Source organism: Enterobacter sp. CCUG 70166 (assembly GCF_020224095.1).
GTDB lineage: Bacteria > Pseudomonadota > Gammaproteobacteria > Enterobacterales > Enterobacteriaceae > Enterobacter > Enterobacter intestinihominis.
On the sequence record NZ_NRIQ01000088.1, the window covers coordinates 1 to 14458 of the forward strand.

Below are 14458 nucleotides of genomic sequence, written 5' to 3' on the forward strand. Positions count from 1 at the left end.
TTTTTGTTGACCACTTCATACAGTCCTACCTGCTGGGGCTAATGGCGCTGGGGCAGGGTGACAAGTACATCAGTTCTCAGACAGGGCCCAACGGCGCATCACGCTCATTTCGGTACCTGTCTTTTGCTGACCGATGGAAAGCCTCTCTGGGGCTTCTGAGGGGATTAGATAAGTATGGATGCGCTACAAGCCTGATCCCGCCTGATCCGACTAACACCGCTTTCGCTGGCATCTGGATTGCCAGGGGCGGCTGCATGTGCAACGGGAGTCGATGATGGCGTTGATATCGGTCAAGCAGAGGCTTCCTGAGCCCTTCGTAAAGGTCTGGGTTATCACTGACTGCGGGCGGCGGGTCACGGGTTACGTTAAAAGTAACGGTGAATGGTATTTGCTGTGCCGGAAGGTAGCCGCTGAGAATCCGGAGGTTATCCGGTGGGAGGATAATAGTGTCAGCCACGGCTAACTGGTCTTACACCAATGTCGCCACTGTCTACCCTCGCGTCTATGACGACTGGAACAACACCTGGACAAACGGCACACCATACCTGATTGACTGCACCTGGACGGCTAACAATGAGGTTGCGGTAGATGCCAATGGTAAAGAGTTCACCACGAACCTGATTTTCTTTACTGAGCTGAAGCGTAATGGCGTTACCGCAACCATGCCACAGCGAGACTGGTACATCGCCAGAGGTGACACTACGGCACTATCAGATCCGCTAAAAGCTGGCGCTAATGTCATCAAAGCTGTAACCGACTGGGATATGTCATTTTTCGGTGAAGAGCCCGACTACAAAATCCTGACGTGAGGTAATCATGCCCGTTAAAGGTATCAAGCGCGTCCAGATGAATACCAGCAGGGTGCTGAGTGACATAGCCGGAATACGCACGGAGAAGGTTCTGTATCAGGTCATGAATGCCGGTGCCAATCATGCTGCTCTAATCACTCCTGTTAAATCGTCAACCCTCATCAACAGCCAGTACAAGCGGCTCGAACCCATGCCCTCAGGAATGATAGGCAGAGTGGGTTACACGGCAAATTATGCAGCTGCTGTTAATGCTGCAAAGGGCAAGCTCAAGGGCAAGCCAAGGCCTGACGGTAGCGGTAATTACTGGGACCCTAACGGCGAGCCGGACTTTCTCCGCAAAGGCTTTGAGCGCGACGGCCTCAACGAGATTAAGGCCATCATCAGGCAAGGATACAAAGTATGACGCGTAGCGAGGTGTATGACGCTCTGAGAGCGTGGTTGCAGTCCCACGGTTTTGATGTCGGCTATCGCGTCCAGAAACGCTTCTGGAACGAGCTGGAAGGAACTGAAGGGGAAAGATACCTCGTCATCCAGCAGGGCGGTGGCGGCAAGCCTGATGAGGCTATAACACGAGATTATTTCAGATTCCTTGTTCTTTCCGGTCAGAACGACAGCGACATTAACGAAGTTGAAGACCACGCTGATGCAATACGTCAGGCGATGATCGACGACTACCAGACTGAGTGCATCATCTCGATGCAGCCAATCGGCGGTATCCCCGCCATCCAGACCGAAGAAGGTCGCTACCTCTTCGATATTTCATTTCAAACCATCATTTCCCGATAACACGGAGATAAAGACATGGCATGTGAAGCTGGTGCTTTCACAGGGCGTGATGTCGTCGTTTACTACGCGATTGGCTGCCCCGAATCACAACCCGCCAACGGTGACTATAAGCGCCTTGGCATGATGCGCGGGAAGACTGTTTCCGCCGAATGGGATACTGCAGACGCTACCGCTGACATGAGCGCAGCGTACACGCAGGAAAATCTCGTAACCTACAAAAACATTACCTTCTCAGGGGACGGTGTAACGCGAAAAGAGGATGTTTATGCGCAGAATGCGTTAAAACGTCACGTATACAATCCTCCGGCAGAGACAAGTAACCAGCCGTATGTCTGGCTGAAAATCATCTCTCCAAACGACATCACCGAAGGCCCGTTCATGGTTACTTCGTGGGAAGACGAAGCTCCTCATGATGATGTGGCCACATGGTCTATTGAGGCATCAAGCGCGGGGCAGGTGGACGTTCGTGATGTTGGAGCAGTAATCACGATCACTACGCAGCCGCAGAACCGCACGCTCACGGTGGGAGATGCACTAAACCTGTCTGTGGCGGCAAATGTCTCTGACGGCTCCACTCTGACCTATCAGTGGAAGAAGGGCGGAACTGACATCTCTGGTGCGACGAACGCTACCTACACGAAGGCCAGCGTCGTTACGGGTGATGCGGGTTCTTACTCCTGTCAGGTTACATCCTCAACCGCCGGCTCGGTAACCTCCAGCCCAGCCACTGTGACCGTGAACGCAGCCTAAACCCATGGGAGGCTTAGCCCTCCCTCTTGTTGAGAGTTTCCATGAAAGCAATCACCGATATCGGCCAGGCCGTCATTCGAGCAGGCGGCAAAGAGATATTCCTCAACCCTTCATTCCTGGCTATGTCCCGAATCGGCACGCCTGAGCAAATCGTTGATGCTTTCGTGAAAGTTCATGCAGGCCATTACCCAAAGCACAGAATTGCTGACCAGCAGATACTCAAAGCGGCTAATGCACGCTGCTTTGCAGACATGGCAGCAGCTGCAGCTAACGTAGTCAGGCATTGCTCTGAAGGCGACATTGCTGAAATCATCGGCTCTTACTCAGTGACTACGGCGGGACGCCTCGTGTTTAAGCCTGGCTCGTTGCCAGTTGAGGACGTCATCCAGCTGGCCCGTCACCTGATTTTGCATGGCGTAATGGGCGATCAGCCGCCGGAAGAGTTCGAAGGTAAGAAGGGCGAATACAGTGACAAATTCGATGCCCGCACATTCGTTTATACCGCAGTTGCCCACCTCGGGATGAGTGAGGCAGACGCCTGGAACATGACGATGACCAGCTTCCGGGCTGCCATGAATGCCAAGTTCCCGCAGAAGGATAAAGGGAAGGTGCCAACCCAGGAGAAATACGACGAAGTTATGGACTGGGCAGAGCAGATGCTGGCGATGGATGCGCAGAGGCATGGGCCGCACTAAATGGCCCACTCAGGTGGGCTTTTTGCATTTTGTGCTACTGCCACATCATCATAACTATTCAAATTACCTGAGGGGTAATTTCTGCATTATTGGACCTACCTTTCCGCACCTCTTGGCGCTTTAATCACGTCAGTAGGTGCTCTTTAACAGTTAGGTGGGCTTTTTTATTTCTCGTCGTCCAGATACCCCATGCGACGACCAAGTATCGCAGCAAGCCTCCTGGCGTGCTCTTCTCCCTCACGCAGTATGTCTGCCGTGAACGGGTCTTTTTTCGCAAGATCTCTTAGGAATTTCTCTTTCTCTTCTGCTGTCGCTGCGGCATTAAAAGCAGCTTGAGTAGAGTCGAAGTCAACAAGTTCGCTTTCAGCAATCGCTCTATCAGTATCTATCGTTTCTTGGAGTATCTGCACGATCTCTGAATTTATTGACCGACCATTGTTTTTAGCCCGCTGCTGGATAGCCTCTCGAAGCTCCTCCGGCATTCTTAGGCCGAACGGAGCGATGTTGCGCATACCTTTCATAGTGATACCTCTTGAATCTGATATCACAGTGTAACCACAAAAAAATTGACAAGATAGGAACACGGTGTAATGATTACACCGTGATATCAAGCTGAGAGGAAATGATATGAATGATGTTTTATACACTGGGCGCAAAAGTGAAAATATTCTTCTTCGTGTGCCCGAGCGCATGAAGGAGGAGATCCGGCGCATGGCCGAAATGGATGGTATTTCGATTAACTCTGCGATTGTGCAGCGGTTGGCGAAAAGTTTGCGGGAGGAGCGTAACGATGCTTAAGAAAATGGAAGCTAGCTATGTTGGTTACGCAGGGTTTCTCAACAAACAAAAGGCACCAAAGACCAACAAGTTCGAGCGTGGATATATCTATGTTTTGAAGTTATCGAATGGGTATACCAAGGTCGGCAGCACTGCTGAGCCAGCTTCAAGAATGAAAAGTTTGCAGCGTGGGCTTCGTTCTACAGAAGTCACTCTGGATCATCTTTGGTTAAGTGCTTCCCATATCAATTACAAAGAAAACGAGAAGAAAGTGCTGGCGTTTTTGGAGGGGAAAGAGCGTGACGGTGAGTTTTTTAAAGTCACTTTTGAGGAGGCGCTAGCTGTAGTGATGGGAATGGAAATTAAGACTACGTTCTCAGTAGAAGAAATTGAAGCAAAAGAGGCCAGCGCAGCAGCTTTTATCAATTCGCTCAATCAGCTTCACGAACTTGCGAAATCACAAAATAGTTAGGGCTCAGACAGCTGTAACTGCCTGAACCCAATTTGCCAGAAACGTACGAGGTAACTGACATGAATAGTTTAGCAACATCTGATTTCCGATTCCAGGACGTAGAGCTTCACCCAGTTGAAAGGTCTGGAAACCTTTGGTTTTCATCATCTGATCTGGCTAAAGCGCTTGGCTATAAGAAGACCGACGCGGTAACTCAAATTTACAGCCGTTATAGCGATGAATTTGCAGCCAATATGTCAACGACCCTCAGGGAGAGGGTCGTTAGGAAAACCGGCTCAGTGGAGATGGTTGTGAGGTTTTTCTCTCTTCGAGGCGCTCATTTGGTTGCGATGTTTGCCTCAACACCAAAGGCCAAAGATTTCCGACGCTGGGCGCTGGACATCCTGGATCGCGAGGTTAAGGACTCACCGATCGCCAAGCAGTTTTCTGATGAGGAGTTGGTGAGTCTTTGTTACTTGCAGCTCTGGATGGAAAAGAGCCAGCAGATCAGCAAGAAGCTCTATCCTGCGATGCGCGAACTGGGATCTGAACTTTCAGGCAAGCTACGCGATATCGCACATGAAACCAGGTACATGACGGACGAAACCAAAAAGATTTTACTCCGAGAAACACAAAACTTGGATAACACGAATTTTGTCGTAAGTAGCGCTCAGCCTGTGCTGGCAAAACTCCGCGGCGAAGACGGATGGATTCACTGATGGGCGCATGGGATGGCGCAAAAAGAAAAAGCCGATAGTTCGAGCTACCGGCTTCCTTTGAAACTTGTCATAAGGGTCCAACCAATGACTTCTTTAAATTTAGCAGTTCATGAACCAAATGTCGATCCCAAGCCACTGCCAGTGATTGAATGGAAGGGGTTGCGTGTTGTTACGACTGAAACGCTGGCCGCAGGTTATGGTTCTGATGAGGCTAATATTAGGAAAAACCTTTCGCGCAATGCCAGCCGCTTCATTGAGGGCATCCACATCTTCACCATTAAAGGCCAAGAGCTGAAGGATTTGCGAGTGACTAATAGTCACGCACAAATTTCGAGCAAAGCCCGCTCTGTTGTTTTTTGGACCGAAAAGGGCGCGGCCCGTATGTCGAAGATTGTTGATACTGACGAAGCATGGGCCTTTTTCGAACGCCTTGAGGATGCTTACTTCCGTCCAACTCCATCAATGGGTATCCCGCTGACCTATGAAGCAGCTCTGGAAGACCTCCTGACAAAAGTGAAAGAGAACCGCATTATTGCTGAACAGCGCGATCGTGCAGTTAAAGAGAAGCGCTGGATCTCTGAGAAACGCGAAGTAACCGCGATGGCAACAGCTTCCGCTGCTGTTCGTGCCAAAAACAAACTGGCGGAACGCATCGGGGAAGGAAAAAACTATGCCGCCATTATCCCGGTAGAGAAGAAGCTCGGACAGAAATTCAAATGGCAGCCACTGCGCAAGTGGTGCAGGGAGAATAGCGCCGAACCGCATGAGGTTGAGGATCCGCGTTTTGGCACCGTGAAGTCCTGGCCTCGCGCTGCATGGATGGCGGTGTACAACGTGGATTTGCGCAAGATCTTTTAATCGGCGTAAAAGTCCGCCAATCCGCCGATTTCTCAGCCAATCGACATCCCAACCCGCTTAACTGCGGGTTTTCCCGTTGCCATGGATAGATGAACAGTTTTTGAAGTCATGCCCGCGTGATAAATTTAAGGAAATACCATTTCGTGGTGAATCAGCGTGGAAGACGAAAAACAGCACCAAATGCAACTTCAACTGACCCTTCAGCGGCGGCTGGAGAAAGTTACTCCTGAGCTATTTTCTGAATATCTCTTCGAACGCGGCGTCAAAACAGTCATATGCCCAATTTGTGGGAGTGATGATATTTCTATACCTAACGCCAGTTCAATCACTGTGGGGCCTGATGGGTGCGAAAGCAGCATTTATGCCATCCCTGTCAAACTTGATACAGAAGGACCATCATACTCTTTAGTAAAATATGAATATCGTTTGATATGTAAGAACTGTGCGTATTCTATGCACTTTGCAACGTGGCCAGTATTGAAGTGGGTTGAACAGAAGTTGTCAGAAGCAGGGGAAGACCAATGAATATTAGAATGGAAGATAACATTCACGTAGTCGATTTCCCGAAACACGGTGGCGGAGGTAGCGGAGGAGATGACATGCTAGAGAAGCGTGTAAAGAAACTAGAGGATGATCTGGCTGGCATTCGGACTGATATAGCAGTCATAAAATCAAATTATGCAAACAAAGAAGATGTCGCCTCTTTAAGAGCTGAGTTACACCAATCTATTTCCGCTCAGACAAAATGGTTAGCTGCGACCATGATTGGTATAGCCGGCCTTGCCATGGCAGTTGCCAAGCTCATTTTCTAACCCAGCGCTCGCTGAGTTTTCCCTGGCCACGATCCCTGCTAGGATTCCCTCATCTTTTACCAAAGGGGATAGGGATATGAAGAAGTATCTTTGCGCAGCGTTACTTGGCCTTTCAGCGTTAACAATTACAGCCTGTGCTCCCACAGTGCAAAAAATAGACTACAACCAAAAATCAATGTTGCTCTCGCTTGGGATGAGCAAAAACGACGTAATGCAGGTCATGGGCGCACCTCGCAGAACGGATGTCAATGAAGAGCGTGAGCGTTGGATTTACTGGAACAAAGCGCTTTATGGCTACACCATTGTTGACAATGAGCAGTTAGCTACAGATAGACTGACAGTCACCTTTGTGAACGGAAAGGTTACGAAGTGGGGCCAGCAGACATTAACTGATGACATTCTTGAGTCGTCTCAAAAAACGGCACAGGCATACGCTGAAGCTGCTCAGGGAGCGAAAAAATGAATAAATTTGCAAAAGATAAGAAGAAGCTTCTTGTAGCCATGGTGTCATGTGCTTTGTTAAGTGGTTGTGTATCTTACCAGCGCTCGGCAGCTATAAATTCCATTCCTGGAGTTGAGTTCCAGCAGAAAAATGGTAACGAAATCATAAAATCTTATGAAGTGAAGAAGGAGATCGTTAACTCCTCTAAGGATGCTTTAAAGTCCTGCATCCTTAGTAATGTAACCAATAATCAAGTTCAGCTTACTGATGGTTCTAAAAGCTTCACAGGGGCTTACACAGGGAATTATTACAACGTGCAGACCTCATCTAGTGTTCAGGGAGGTTCTGTTATTCAGGCTGAAACCGAGAAAGGAATTATCTTCGCTGGTACTGGTGAGTATGTAACCCCTACTATGGGTGTAAAAAGAACAGTCCGGTTTACCAGTGAAGTTGTACCAGAGGGCAAACAAGCCCAGTTCATATTTTCTAATATACAGCAGGTCCAAAACGACAGTGGTGCCATATCAAACAATGGTTTTTTTGATGTTGGATCATGGGATGCTGCAAGCCCCGAAGCTGTCATAGCCGTTTTAAATGAGAAGGCGAATGCAATCTCATCCTGTCTTGCGAAAAAATAGATTTAAACGTTTCCATAAAAACCTCGCTCCGGCGGGGTTTTTTATTGCCCGGAGAAAATTAAATGGCCGAGAACGTAGGTGATATCGAATATGTAATCAAGGCTGATACGGCTCAGCTACTGCGGGCTGATAAGCAGGTCCGCGATATAACAGACGGCATGGAAGGCGGGTTCAACCGCGCCGACAAGGCAGCTTCATCGCTAACTTCATCCTTCGGCAGCCTAAGCCGGGTTGCCACGTCTCTTATGGCAATTTTGTCTGTGCAGCAGGTGGCTCAATACGCTGACGCATGGACGACTCTCAACAACAAACTGGCAAACGCCCTTCGGCCTAGCGAGCAACTGGTTGACGTTACTGAGCGAGTATTCAACATCACACAGCAAACTCGCGGCAGCCTCGACGCTACAGCTTCTTTGTATGCACGACTGGAGCGAGCAACCAGGGAATATGGAACCAGTGCTGATGATCTGGCTAAGCTGACTACCATCATCAACCAAGGGTTTGTTGTCTCCGGTGCGACCGCTCAGGAAGCAGAAAACGCTATTATCCAGTTGTCTCAAGGGCTGGCTTCTGGTGCACTGCGCGGGGAAGAATTCAACTCTGTGAATGAGCAGGGGAACCGCCTGATTGTGGCGCTTGCTGACTCTATGGGGGTAGGCATTGGACAGATGCGTCAGATGGCTGCGGCCGGAAAGTTGACTACTGATGTTGTGGTGAACGGGTTACTTTCACAGGGGGTGACGATCGGCAATGAGTTTGCCAATACCACGACAACTATCAGTCAGGCATTGCAGGTTGCCGGGAACAACATCACCAAGTTTTTTGGTGAAAACTCCACGGTAAAAACCGGTACAGCGATTTTCAACGATGCTGTTATCAGCGTCAGTGAGAACATCGGTGCTCTTAGTGCCATCCTGACCGCCGCTGCTGCTGTTATGGGTAGCCGTTATGTTGGTGCACTGACAATGGCTACCGCTGCGAAGGTAAAGGCCGCAGTTGCTGCAAGAAATCAGTCAGCCGCTGAAATGCAGGCTGCTCAGGCTGCGGCAAACAAAGCTACAGCAGATCTCCGCGCTGCCGCCGTCGCAAAAGAACGTGCGCTGGATGAAATCCGCCTTGCGGAAATGATGAAGCAGACAGCGGTTAGTGCGACGAATGCCGCCGCTGCCGAGCAACGCTTGTCTGTCGCTAGGGTAGCGGCTACTGCTGCTGTTGCAAATTACAATCGAGCACTAGTAGCAAGTAACGCAGCTCAAGCGGCAGCATCATCCGGGGCTGGTCTGGCAAGCAGGGCTTTAAGATTGATAGGTGGGGCTGGTGGTGCTGCCATGCTCGCGGCCAGTGCGATTCTATATTTCTCTCAGCGAGCTAAAGAGGCCAGAGACGATGCCAATAACCTGGCAGATAGCGTCAATGAACTGAGCGCTAAGTTCCAGAGCATGTCGCATACCGAGTTGGCAGCCACTATTGGCAAGTTAAGCCAGAACCTGCCGACCCTTAGCGATGCGGTAGCCGACGCACAGAAAGAATTTAACGACGCTACAGCTGCTGTTCAGAGGCAAGAAAGGGAGATAGCTAACTGGGGAACGAACACTACTCGAGGCCGTCAGGCTGCTGAAGCATTAGGTGGTGCCCAGGATAAATTAGCGATTGCAACTCTCGAGCTTGAACGTGCTCAGAATCGCCTTAGCCAGACGCAGAACGCTATTAACATAGGACGCGCCACGCTCAATGGCACGATGAGGCAAGGGATTGACCTGCTTCGCCGGGATGGCGAGGAAGCTGGTATCACCGCTGGCATGATGGGCAAGCTTGGCGACATGATTAACTTTGCCGCAAAAGCGAAGGAGAAATTCAACTCCAGCAGTTTGATGGTAGATCGCCCGAAAGATGCTCAGGACTACCTTGATAAACTTCAGGACCAGGTGACACTCCAGAGCGAGCTTAACGACCGCAAGCGTGCGCAGTTGAAGGCTGAGCAGGATATAAGGAAGTTATACGCCGGAAGCGCTAATGATGAAAAATCGAAGTTGCAGATGGAAAGGGATGTGGCCTTGGCTCGTGAAAGGGCTGCTGCCGAATATGACGCACAGCAAGCTCAGCAGAAAGGGAAAAAGGAAACTAAAGACGCGACGTCTGAGGCCACGAAGGCCGCCACTGCAATGCAGGCAAATGCGCAGAAAATTGCAGACTACAAACAAAGAGCAGGGCTTGCTGCGACGTCAACACAAGAGTTATCTCGTGAACAAGCCATCTTGAGGGCTGAGCAGTCTTTAAATAGTAGCGCTACGAAAGAGCAGGTTGCCGAAATAAGAAAATATGCAGCGGCTGAATGGGATGCAGCCAATGCGGTTAAGATGCGCCAACAGGCAGAGCAAGGTAAGAAGTTTGCTCAGCAAGAGATAGCTGCATACAAAGTAATGCCAGACGCCCAGACTGGTAACTCTATTGATCTTCTGGCTCAAATCGACCTGGAGGAGCAGCAAAAGCTTGCTGCTCTGGCAAAATATCAAGATATTGACAAAGAAAATACTCAACTTTACGAGGATGCTAAAACAGCGATTCAGCAACAAGCGGCAAATGAGCGCATTAATATAGCCAGAACGGAAGCCCAGAGGCAGGTTGATGTGGTTAATACCATGCTCAACGGAATTTCTCAGGGATTCGACGGGTTGGCTACCATTATCGCCAACAGCAAAGGCAAGAATAACGCAGCGTATAAGGCGCTTTTTGCAATCAGCAAGGGGTTTGCCACTGCTCAGGCGGCGTTAAACCTTCAACTGGCGATCTCTAATGCGATGGCGTCTGGGCCGTTTCCATGGAATATGGCTGCAATGTCCCAAGTCGCAGCAGCAGGCGGTTCCCTGATATCCAGCATTGCTAGCGTTGGTTATAGCGGTGGTCGCCGTTACGGCGGCACGGTATCAGCCGGCAACGCCTATCGCATCAACGAAGATGGGCGCTCTGAAATCTTCCAGACCGCAGGTGGGCAGCAGGCATTCATCCCGAACCAGTCAGGAAAGATTATTCCTGCTGATAAGGTTGGAGGTGGCGGGTCGTTTAATCCTGTAATGAACCTCACGATAAATACTACGGGAGGAATTGGTGATGAGGAGATCGCAAGGCTTCGTAAAGTGTGGAACAACGACATGCTGAAGATGATGGTAGACCAGAGTACTCGTCCGAACGGTTTACTGCAGGGAAGGAGGAAATAAGCGGCATTTAGCCGCTTGTTAATCACTCCGGCTTCAATGTCGCAATGTCGATCATTTCCATTGCTGATTTTTTAATATCCTCAAGGTGATGCGCTAGATCCCCACTAGTTGCAATCATTTCATTAGTCATGTTTTCCGTAATGTCTTTTAAGACCTGCTGCTTTTCAGCATTCATTAAGGCAATCATATTTTGAACCACGATTTTGATCGCCATGATGTCTTTCTGAGCTTGGCTAACATTGTCCATTTTTAAGTCCTTGGTTGATAGTGATTGTCGAGATTTGATTATACAACGGAGGCTAAAGTGCCAGAAGTTTTTACGTGGACACCGCAGCGAGCTTACCAGGTTGAACGTACCCCAAACGTAGCCGTTGTTAAGCTCGGTGACGGTTACGAACAGCGACAGGTGAAGGGTATCAATCCACTGATGGATAAATACTCGCTCACCTTTCGCGGCGTCAGCGGAGCGTGCCGCAGTAACCCTGCGAAGGATGCTGAGGCATTCCTCAAGGCCAGGGGGGCGGTTGAATCGTTCTACTGGACGTCATCCGATACGGGAGTGAGGAAGCTGTTTGTCTGCCGATCCTGGAATATGACAAAGACCGGGCCGCTGTTTGAACTGACGGCCACTTTTGAACAAGTACCACGATAAGCCGAAAGGCGGGAGACAGTTATGACTTTAGAACAACGTGTTGAAGAGTTAGAGGCTATGGTTGATTCAATGAAAGCACAGATGGAAGAAGTTATTAGCGCTCACACCTGTGCTTATAATCAAATCACTGCGAAATTAGATCAAATTGCCGTAATTCAAGCTGAACGCAAGGCTTGAATAGCAAGTTTTTCAATCTCACCGATGGTTTTATTCTTTATCTCATCTGGCGCTATATCTAGGTTTACCGAATGAAATTGGTCATTAGGGCCAATCAAATTAGCTTTTAATTTAAATGTATTTCCAGCGACCGCAAAAGAAATAAAGTCAATAGCGTTTAATTTCAATTCTGACATTATTTTTCCTTTATCAGAGGTAATCAGCCATCCCCCTTCGATGGTTACGTCAGTGTCCCACCACTGACGGGCTGAGCTTACACGTTAACCAGGGTTATCAGTAAGCAACATCCTGATATTCAAACAGTAGCCACCACTTGGTGGCTTTTTTATGGGAGTTTGCCGTGCGCGACATACCAGCCAGTATGATTATTGATAGCGTCGACGCCGGAGTAGGCGCGTTTATCGACCTGTTCGAAGCCGACCTGCAACCCTTTGGCGGAGACCTTATCCGCTTCCATTCTGGAACGAACGGCTACTACGGCAACGTTATCTGGAAAGGTAACCAGTACCAGGCATATCCGATAGCGGTGGAGGGATTCGAGTCAAAGAACGAAGGCACCTACGCCCGCCCGTCTATGGCGGTGGCGAACGTTACCGGTTTACTGACTGGCATCAACCATGACTTTGATGACATGCTGGGAGTAGTCATCACCCGAAGACAGGTTCCGGTGAAGTACCTGGACGCGGTAAATTTCCCGAACGGGAACCCTGACGCGGACCCGACACAGGAGGCGGTGTCCCGCTACGTTGTCGAGGAGATGACAGAGGAGACTTTCGAGCAGGTGACATACACGCTGGCGACACCGATTGACTGCGACAACGCCATCATCCCGGCCCGTACCATTCTCGCCGACGTATGCCAGTGGCAGTATCGCGGCGTCGGGTGTGGATATGACGGGCCGCCTGTTGCAGATGAGCGTGACAACCCAACCACTGATCCAGCCAAGGATAAATGCTCCCACCGTCGTACCGGTTGCCGGTTTCGCTACCCACGTCCTGAACCAATGCCAATAAGCAGTTTCCCCGGCTCTCAAAAGGTCTCCTGATGCAAGAATTACTCGATTATGCGGCATCGTCGCAGGATGAAGTGTGCGCGCTAATCCTGAACGACGAGCGAGTGTTTCGCTGTCGGAATGTGCATCCGGAGCCCTGGCATCATTTCCGCATAAGTGACGATGACTGGCTTGCGGCGGAGGAAGAAGGTGAGATTACAGCGGTCTTCCATTCCCACCCGCAAAGCCAGCCATCACTCTCAGGTGCAGACCGGCAAATGCAGGTGATGACCGGCCTGCCATGGTGGCTGGCATCTGGCAGGGAGATCAGGAAATACAGGCCTGTGCCACTCCTGCTGGGGCGCAAGTTCGATCACGGCATTATGGACTGCTACACGCTTTTTCGGGACGCATACCATCTCTGTGGAATCGACCTTCCGGACTTCGGGAGGACTAACGGATGGTGGCTGAGAGGAGAGAATCTATATATCGCCAATATGGCGGTCAATGGCTTCTATCAGGTGTCCATGCAGGATGCACAACCAGGCGACGTCATTATCAGGCAGCCATTCCCCGGCGCCGACCCATGCCACTCAATGATTCTCCTTCATGACAACCTAGTGCTTCACCATGACCATGCAGGACACCTCAGCCGACGAGAACAAATGCGCCCGGCATACATCAAGCAGACGCATTCAATCTGGAGACACGAACAGTGCTCATCTTTAAATTTGCAGGCAATTTACGCCGATTTTACCGCCAGATACCCCTGAATGTTGACACTCCCGCGCAGGGATTACGCCTTCTTCTGGCGCAGGATTACGCCTTCAAAAAAGCCTTTCTTAATACGAAGTTGCGGGTGCGGGTAGCGGGCGAGGATGTTGAGGTATCTGCGATGCAATGGCATCTGGACCGCCAGCTTAAAGACGGATCAGTGGTCCTGTTCGTGCCGGTAGTTGAGGGGGCCATTTCTGCTGCTGCGGCCGCATGGATTGCGGTAGCTGTCAGCGTGGCTTCGGTAGCTTACTCGGTTTACATGTCACGCAACATGAAGACCAAAACCTCCGCAGAAGCCGCAGAGACCAATACGCTCACAAACAACTCTTTTACCAGTGCTGAGAACCGGGTAGGCCAGGGCCGGGCTGTGCCACTCCTCCTTGGAGAAATGGAGGTCGGCTCGAACGTTATTTCACTCGGCATCGACACAAGCAACAACCAGGACTGGACGGAATCTATTAGCTAAGGTGGCATTATGTCTTCAGGCGGCGGTAAAGCATCAACCCCAAAACTTCTCGACGATAACCTCAAATCAAAGCAATTTTACCGGGTGCTGGACCTCATCAGCGAAGGTCCTATCTACGGGCCAGTTGATCAGGAACATCTGTCATCGTTCAAACTCAATAAAACCCCCGTAACTGATGCAACAGGCAGTGTCAGCGTAAATGGTGTCAGTGTCGCCTGGCGTCCTGGTTCCGAGACGCAATCCCCCATCAATGGCTTCTCTGCTATTGAAGCGACCACCATCGTAAACACCGAAGTAACCTATGATACTCCGCTGGTTCGCACCATAACCGATCAGGACGTTACCCGGGTGCGGTTTAACGTTGGTGTGACCGGACTGGTAGAGCAGGACACCAAAGGCAATCAGAAAAACACGTCCGTCACTCTGAAGTGGTTTACTGAATT

23 protein-coding genes and 2 pseudogenes are annotated in these 14458 nt (G+C 50.1%); 22 read left to right on the forward strand and 3 right to left on the reverse strand.

All coding sequences use genetic code 11. The annotated features are described in order from the left end of the window. The 7 genes and pseudogenes from CKK19_RS24870 to CKK19_RS24900 form a co-directional block, all read left to right on the forward strand. A pseudogene (locus CKK19_RS24870) lies at nt 1-275 on the forward strand (hypothetical protein); the annotation flags it as partial. Further along, a complete protein-coding gene (locus CKK19_RS24875) occupies nt 275-463 on the forward strand; it encodes a hypothetical protein (protein WP_026080664.1) in 189 nt (62 codons plus the stop codon). The pseudogene CKK19_RS24870 and the gene CKK19_RS24875, both read left to right, overlap by 1 nt. Further along, nucleotides 447-809 carry a hypothetical protein gene (locus tag CKK19_RS24880; RefSeq protein ID WP_225455257.1) on the forward strand — a complete coding sequence of 121 codons (363 nt, stop codon included), beginning with the start codon at nt 447-449 and terminating at the stop codon, nt 807-809. The genes CKK19_RS24875 and CKK19_RS24880 overlap by 17 nt, the downstream gene beginning before the upstream one ends. A 7-nt stretch (nt 810-816) precedes the next feature. Next, nucleotides 817-1212, forward strand: coding sequence for a hypothetical protein (locus CKK19_RS24885; protein ID WP_045345395.1), 396 nt, complete (start codon nt 817-819; stop codon nt 1210-1212). Beyond that, nucleotides 1209-1595 (forward strand): hypothetical protein, encoded by a 387-nt coding sequence (locus tag CKK19_RS24890; RefSeq protein ID WP_045339753.1) that lies wholly within the window; start codon nt 1209-1211, stop codon nt 1593-1595. Before CKK19_RS24885 ends, CKK19_RS24890 begins: the two co-directional genes overlap by 4 nt. A 15-nt stretch (nt 1596-1610) precedes the next feature. Beyond that, nucleotides 1611-2345, forward strand: coding sequence for a phage tail tube protein (locus tag CKK19_RS24895; RefSeq protein WP_225455258.1), 735 nt, complete (start codon nt 1611-1613; stop codon nt 2343-2345). A gap of 41 nt (nt 2346-2386) precedes the next feature. Then, nucleotides 2387-3040 carry a DUF6246 family protein gene (locus tag CKK19_RS24900; protein ID WP_225455259.1) on the forward strand — a complete coding sequence of 218 codons (654 nt, stop codon included), beginning with the start codon at nt 2387-2389 and terminating at the stop codon, nt 3038-3040. 164 nt (nt 3041-3204) lie between these two features. Here CKK19_RS24900 and CKK19_RS24905 read toward each other — a convergent pair whose 3' ends face one another. Beyond that, the gene (locus tag CKK19_RS24905) at nt 3205-3561 is read right to left on the reverse strand and encodes an Arc family DNA-binding protein (protein WP_193901654.1); all 357 of its coding nucleotides are present in this window, start codon (nt 3559-3561) and stop codon (nt 3205-3207) included. A 106-nt stretch (nt 3562-3667) separates the two neighbouring features. Here CKK19_RS24905 and CKK19_RS24910 point away from each other — a divergent pair, with 106 nt between their 5' ends. The 9 genes from CKK19_RS24910 to CKK19_RS24950 all read left to right on the forward strand — a co-directional run bounded on the left by CKK19_RS24910 (nt 3668) and on the right by CKK19_RS24950 (nt 10952). Further along, entirely contained in the window at nt 3668-3838 is a 171-nt protein-coding gene (locus CKK19_RS24910; RefSeq protein ID WP_193901656.1) for an Arc family DNA-binding protein, read from the forward strand. Further along, entirely contained in the window at nt 3831-4289 is a 459-nt protein-coding gene (locus CKK19_RS24915) for a GIY-YIG nuclease family protein (RefSeq protein WP_193901658.1), read from the forward strand. The genes CKK19_RS24910 and CKK19_RS24915 overlap by 8 nt, the downstream gene beginning before the upstream one ends. A 59-nt stretch (nt 4290-4348) precedes the next feature. Next, the gene (locus tag CKK19_RS24920; protein WP_225455260.1) at nt 4349-4987 is read left to right on the forward strand and encodes a P22AR C-terminal domain-containing protein; all 639 of its coding nucleotides are present in this window, start codon (nt 4349-4351) and stop codon (nt 4985-4987) included. Nucleotides 4988-5071: 84 nt separating this feature from the next. After that, nucleotides 5072-5845 (forward strand): ORF6N domain-containing protein, encoded by a 774-nt coding sequence (locus CKK19_RS24925; protein WP_032676270.1) that lies wholly within the window; start codon nt 5072-5074, stop codon nt 5843-5845. Nucleotides 5846-6001: 156 nt separating this feature from the next. Beyond that, entirely contained in the window at nt 6002-6370 is a 369-nt protein-coding gene (locus tag CKK19_RS24930; protein ID WP_032676269.1) for a hypothetical protein, read from the forward strand. Next, nucleotides 6367-6657: a hemolysin XhlA gene (locus CKK19_RS24935; RefSeq protein WP_223826002.1), complete on the forward strand. Its 291-nt coding sequence runs from the start codon at nt 6367-6369 to the stop codon at nt 6655-6657. Before CKK19_RS24930 ends, CKK19_RS24935 begins: the two co-directional genes overlap by 4 nt. Nucleotides 6658-6733: 76 nt before the next feature. Then, nucleotides 6734-7120 (forward strand): outer membrane protein assembly factor BamE, encoded by a 387-nt coding sequence (locus CKK19_RS24940; RefSeq protein WP_063862872.1) that lies wholly within the window; start codon nt 6734-6736, stop codon nt 7118-7120. Next, nucleotides 7117-7737, forward strand: coding sequence for a hypothetical protein (locus tag CKK19_RS24945; RefSeq protein ID WP_063862873.1), 621 nt, complete (start codon nt 7117-7119; stop codon nt 7735-7737). The genes CKK19_RS24940 and CKK19_RS24945 overlap by 4 nt, the downstream gene beginning before the upstream one ends. A 62-nt stretch (nt 7738-7799) precedes the next feature. After that, the gene (locus CKK19_RS24950) at nt 7800-10952 is read left to right on the forward strand and encodes a tape measure protein (RefSeq protein WP_225455261.1); all 3153 of its coding nucleotides are present in this window, start codon (nt 7800-7802) and stop codon (nt 10950-10952) included. Between the two features lie 22 nt (nt 10953-10974). On the opposite strand, the gene CKK19_RS24955 is transcribed toward CKK19_RS24950, so the two are convergent. Further along, nucleotides 10975-11199, reverse strand: coding sequence for a hypothetical protein (locus CKK19_RS24955; RefSeq protein WP_045892289.1), 225 nt, complete (start codon nt 11197-11199; stop codon nt 10975-10977). Nucleotides 11200-11256: 57 nt separating this feature from the next. Between CKK19_RS24955 and CKK19_RS24960 the strand changes: the two genes are divergently transcribed. Continuing rightward, nucleotides 11257-11604: a phage tail protein gene (locus CKK19_RS24960; RefSeq protein ID WP_225455262.1), complete on the forward strand. Its 348-nt coding sequence runs from the start codon at nt 11257-11259 to the stop codon at nt 11602-11604. A gap of 21 nt (nt 11605-11625) precedes the next feature. After that, entirely contained in the window at nt 11626-11781 is a 156-nt protein-coding gene (locus CKK19_RS24965; protein ID WP_022651023.1) for a hypothetical protein, read from the forward strand. Here CKK19_RS24965 and CKK19_RS24970 read toward each other — a convergent pair. Then, nucleotides 11760-11957 (reverse strand): hypothetical protein, encoded by a 198-nt coding sequence (locus tag CKK19_RS24970; protein WP_022651024.1) that lies wholly within the window; start codon nt 11955-11957, stop codon nt 11760-11762. The two genes, CKK19_RS24965 and CKK19_RS24970, sit on opposite strands and share 22 nt — an antisense overlap. A gap of 164 nt (nt 11958-12121) precedes the next feature. Here CKK19_RS24970 and CKK19_RS24975 point away from each other — a divergent pair, with 164 nt between their 5' ends. From CKK19_RS24975 to CKK19_RS24990, 4 genes and pseudogenes are all read left to right on the forward strand, one after another. Beyond that, nucleotides 12122-12826 carry a phage minor tail protein L gene (locus CKK19_RS24975; protein WP_026080747.1) on the forward strand — a complete coding sequence of 235 codons (705 nt, stop codon included), beginning with the start codon at nt 12122-12124 and terminating at the stop codon, nt 12824-12826. Continuing rightward, nucleotides 12826-13545: a C40 family peptidase gene (locus CKK19_RS24980; RefSeq protein ID WP_063862879.1), complete on the forward strand. Its 720-nt coding sequence runs from the start codon at nt 12826-12828 to the stop codon at nt 13543-13545. Before CKK19_RS24975 ends, CKK19_RS24980 begins: the two co-directional genes overlap by 1 nt. Next, nucleotides 13488-14015 (forward strand): tail assembly protein, encoded by a 528-nt coding sequence (locus tag CKK19_RS24985; protein ID WP_148744858.1) that lies wholly within the window; start codon nt 13488-13490, stop codon nt 14013-14015. Before CKK19_RS24980 ends, CKK19_RS24985 begins: the two co-directional genes overlap by 58 nt. A 9-nt stretch (nt 14016-14024) precedes the next feature. Beyond that, nucleotides 14025-14458 (forward strand): annotated as a pseudogene (locus CKK19_RS24990) (hypothetical protein); the annotation flags it as partial.

What these genes read in the sequence shown, in the direction of transcription:
- CKK19_RS24875 (WP_026080664.1), top strand. Translation starts at nt 275, where the DNA reads ATGGCGTTGATATCGGTCAAGCAGAGGCTTCCTGAGCCCTTCGTAAAG.
- CKK19_RS24885 (WP_045345395.1), top strand. Translation starts at nt 817, where the DNA reads ATGCCCGTTAAAGGTATCAAGCGCGTCCAGATGAATACCAGCAGGGTG.
- CKK19_RS24890 (WP_045339753.1), top strand. Translation starts at nt 1,209, where the DNA reads ATGACGCGTAGCGAGGTGTATGACGCTCTGAGAGCGTGGTTGCAGTCC.
- CKK19_RS24895 (WP_225455258.1), top strand. Translation starts at nt 1,611, where the DNA reads ATGGCATGTGAAGCTGGTGCTTTCACAGGGCGTGATGTCGTCGTTTAC.
- CKK19_RS24900 (WP_225455259.1), top strand. Translation starts at nt 2,387, where the DNA reads ATGAAAGCAATCACCGATATCGGCCAGGCCGTCATTCGAGCAGGCGGC.
- CKK19_RS24905 (WP_193901654.1), bottom strand. Translation starts at nt 3,561, where the DNA reads ATGAAAGGTATGCGCAACATCGCTCCGTTCGGCCTAAGAATGCCGGAG.
- CKK19_RS24910 (WP_193901656.1), top strand. Translation starts at nt 3,668, where the DNA reads ATGAATGATGTTTTATACACTGGGCGCAAAAGTGAAAATATTCTTCTT.
- CKK19_RS24915 (WP_193901658.1), top strand. Translation starts at nt 3,831, where the DNA reads ATGCTTAAGAAAATGGAAGCTAGCTATGTTGGTTACGCAGGGTTTCTC.
- CKK19_RS24920 (WP_225455260.1), top strand. Translation starts at nt 4,349, where the DNA reads ATGAATAGTTTAGCAACATCTGATTTCCGATTCCAGGACGTAGAGCTT.
- CKK19_RS24925 (WP_032676270.1), top strand. Translation starts at nt 5,072, where the DNA reads ATGACTTCTTTAAATTTAGCAGTTCATGAACCAAATGTCGATCCCAAG.
- CKK19_RS24935 (WP_223826002.1), top strand. Translation starts at nt 6,367, where the DNA reads ATGAATATTAGAATGGAAGATAACATTCACGTAGTCGATTTCCCGAAA.
- CKK19_RS24940 (WP_063862872.1), top strand. Translation starts at nt 6,734, where the DNA reads ATGAAGAAGTATCTTTGCGCAGCGTTACTTGGCCTTTCAGCGTTAACA.
- CKK19_RS24945 (WP_063862873.1), top strand. Translation starts at nt 7,117, where the DNA reads ATGAATAAATTTGCAAAAGATAAGAAGAAGCTTCTTGTAGCCATGGTG.
- CKK19_RS24950 (WP_225455261.1), top strand. Translation starts at nt 7,800, where the DNA reads ATGGCCGAGAACGTAGGTGATATCGAATATGTAATCAAGGCTGATACG.
- CKK19_RS24955 (WP_045892289.1), bottom strand. Translation starts at nt 11,199, where the DNA reads ATGGACAATGTTAGCCAAGCTCAGAAAGACATCATGGCGATCAAAATC.
- CKK19_RS24965 (WP_022651023.1), top strand. Translation starts at nt 11,626, where the DNA reads ATGACTTTAGAACAACGTGTTGAAGAGTTAGAGGCTATGGTTGATTCA.
- CKK19_RS24970 (WP_022651024.1), bottom strand. Translation starts at nt 11,957, where the DNA reads ATGTCAGAATTGAAATTAAACGCTATTGACTTTATTTCTTTTGCGGTC.
- CKK19_RS24980 (WP_063862879.1), top strand. Translation starts at nt 12,826, where the DNA reads ATGCAAGAATTACTCGATTATGCGGCATCGTCGCAGGATGAAGTGTGC.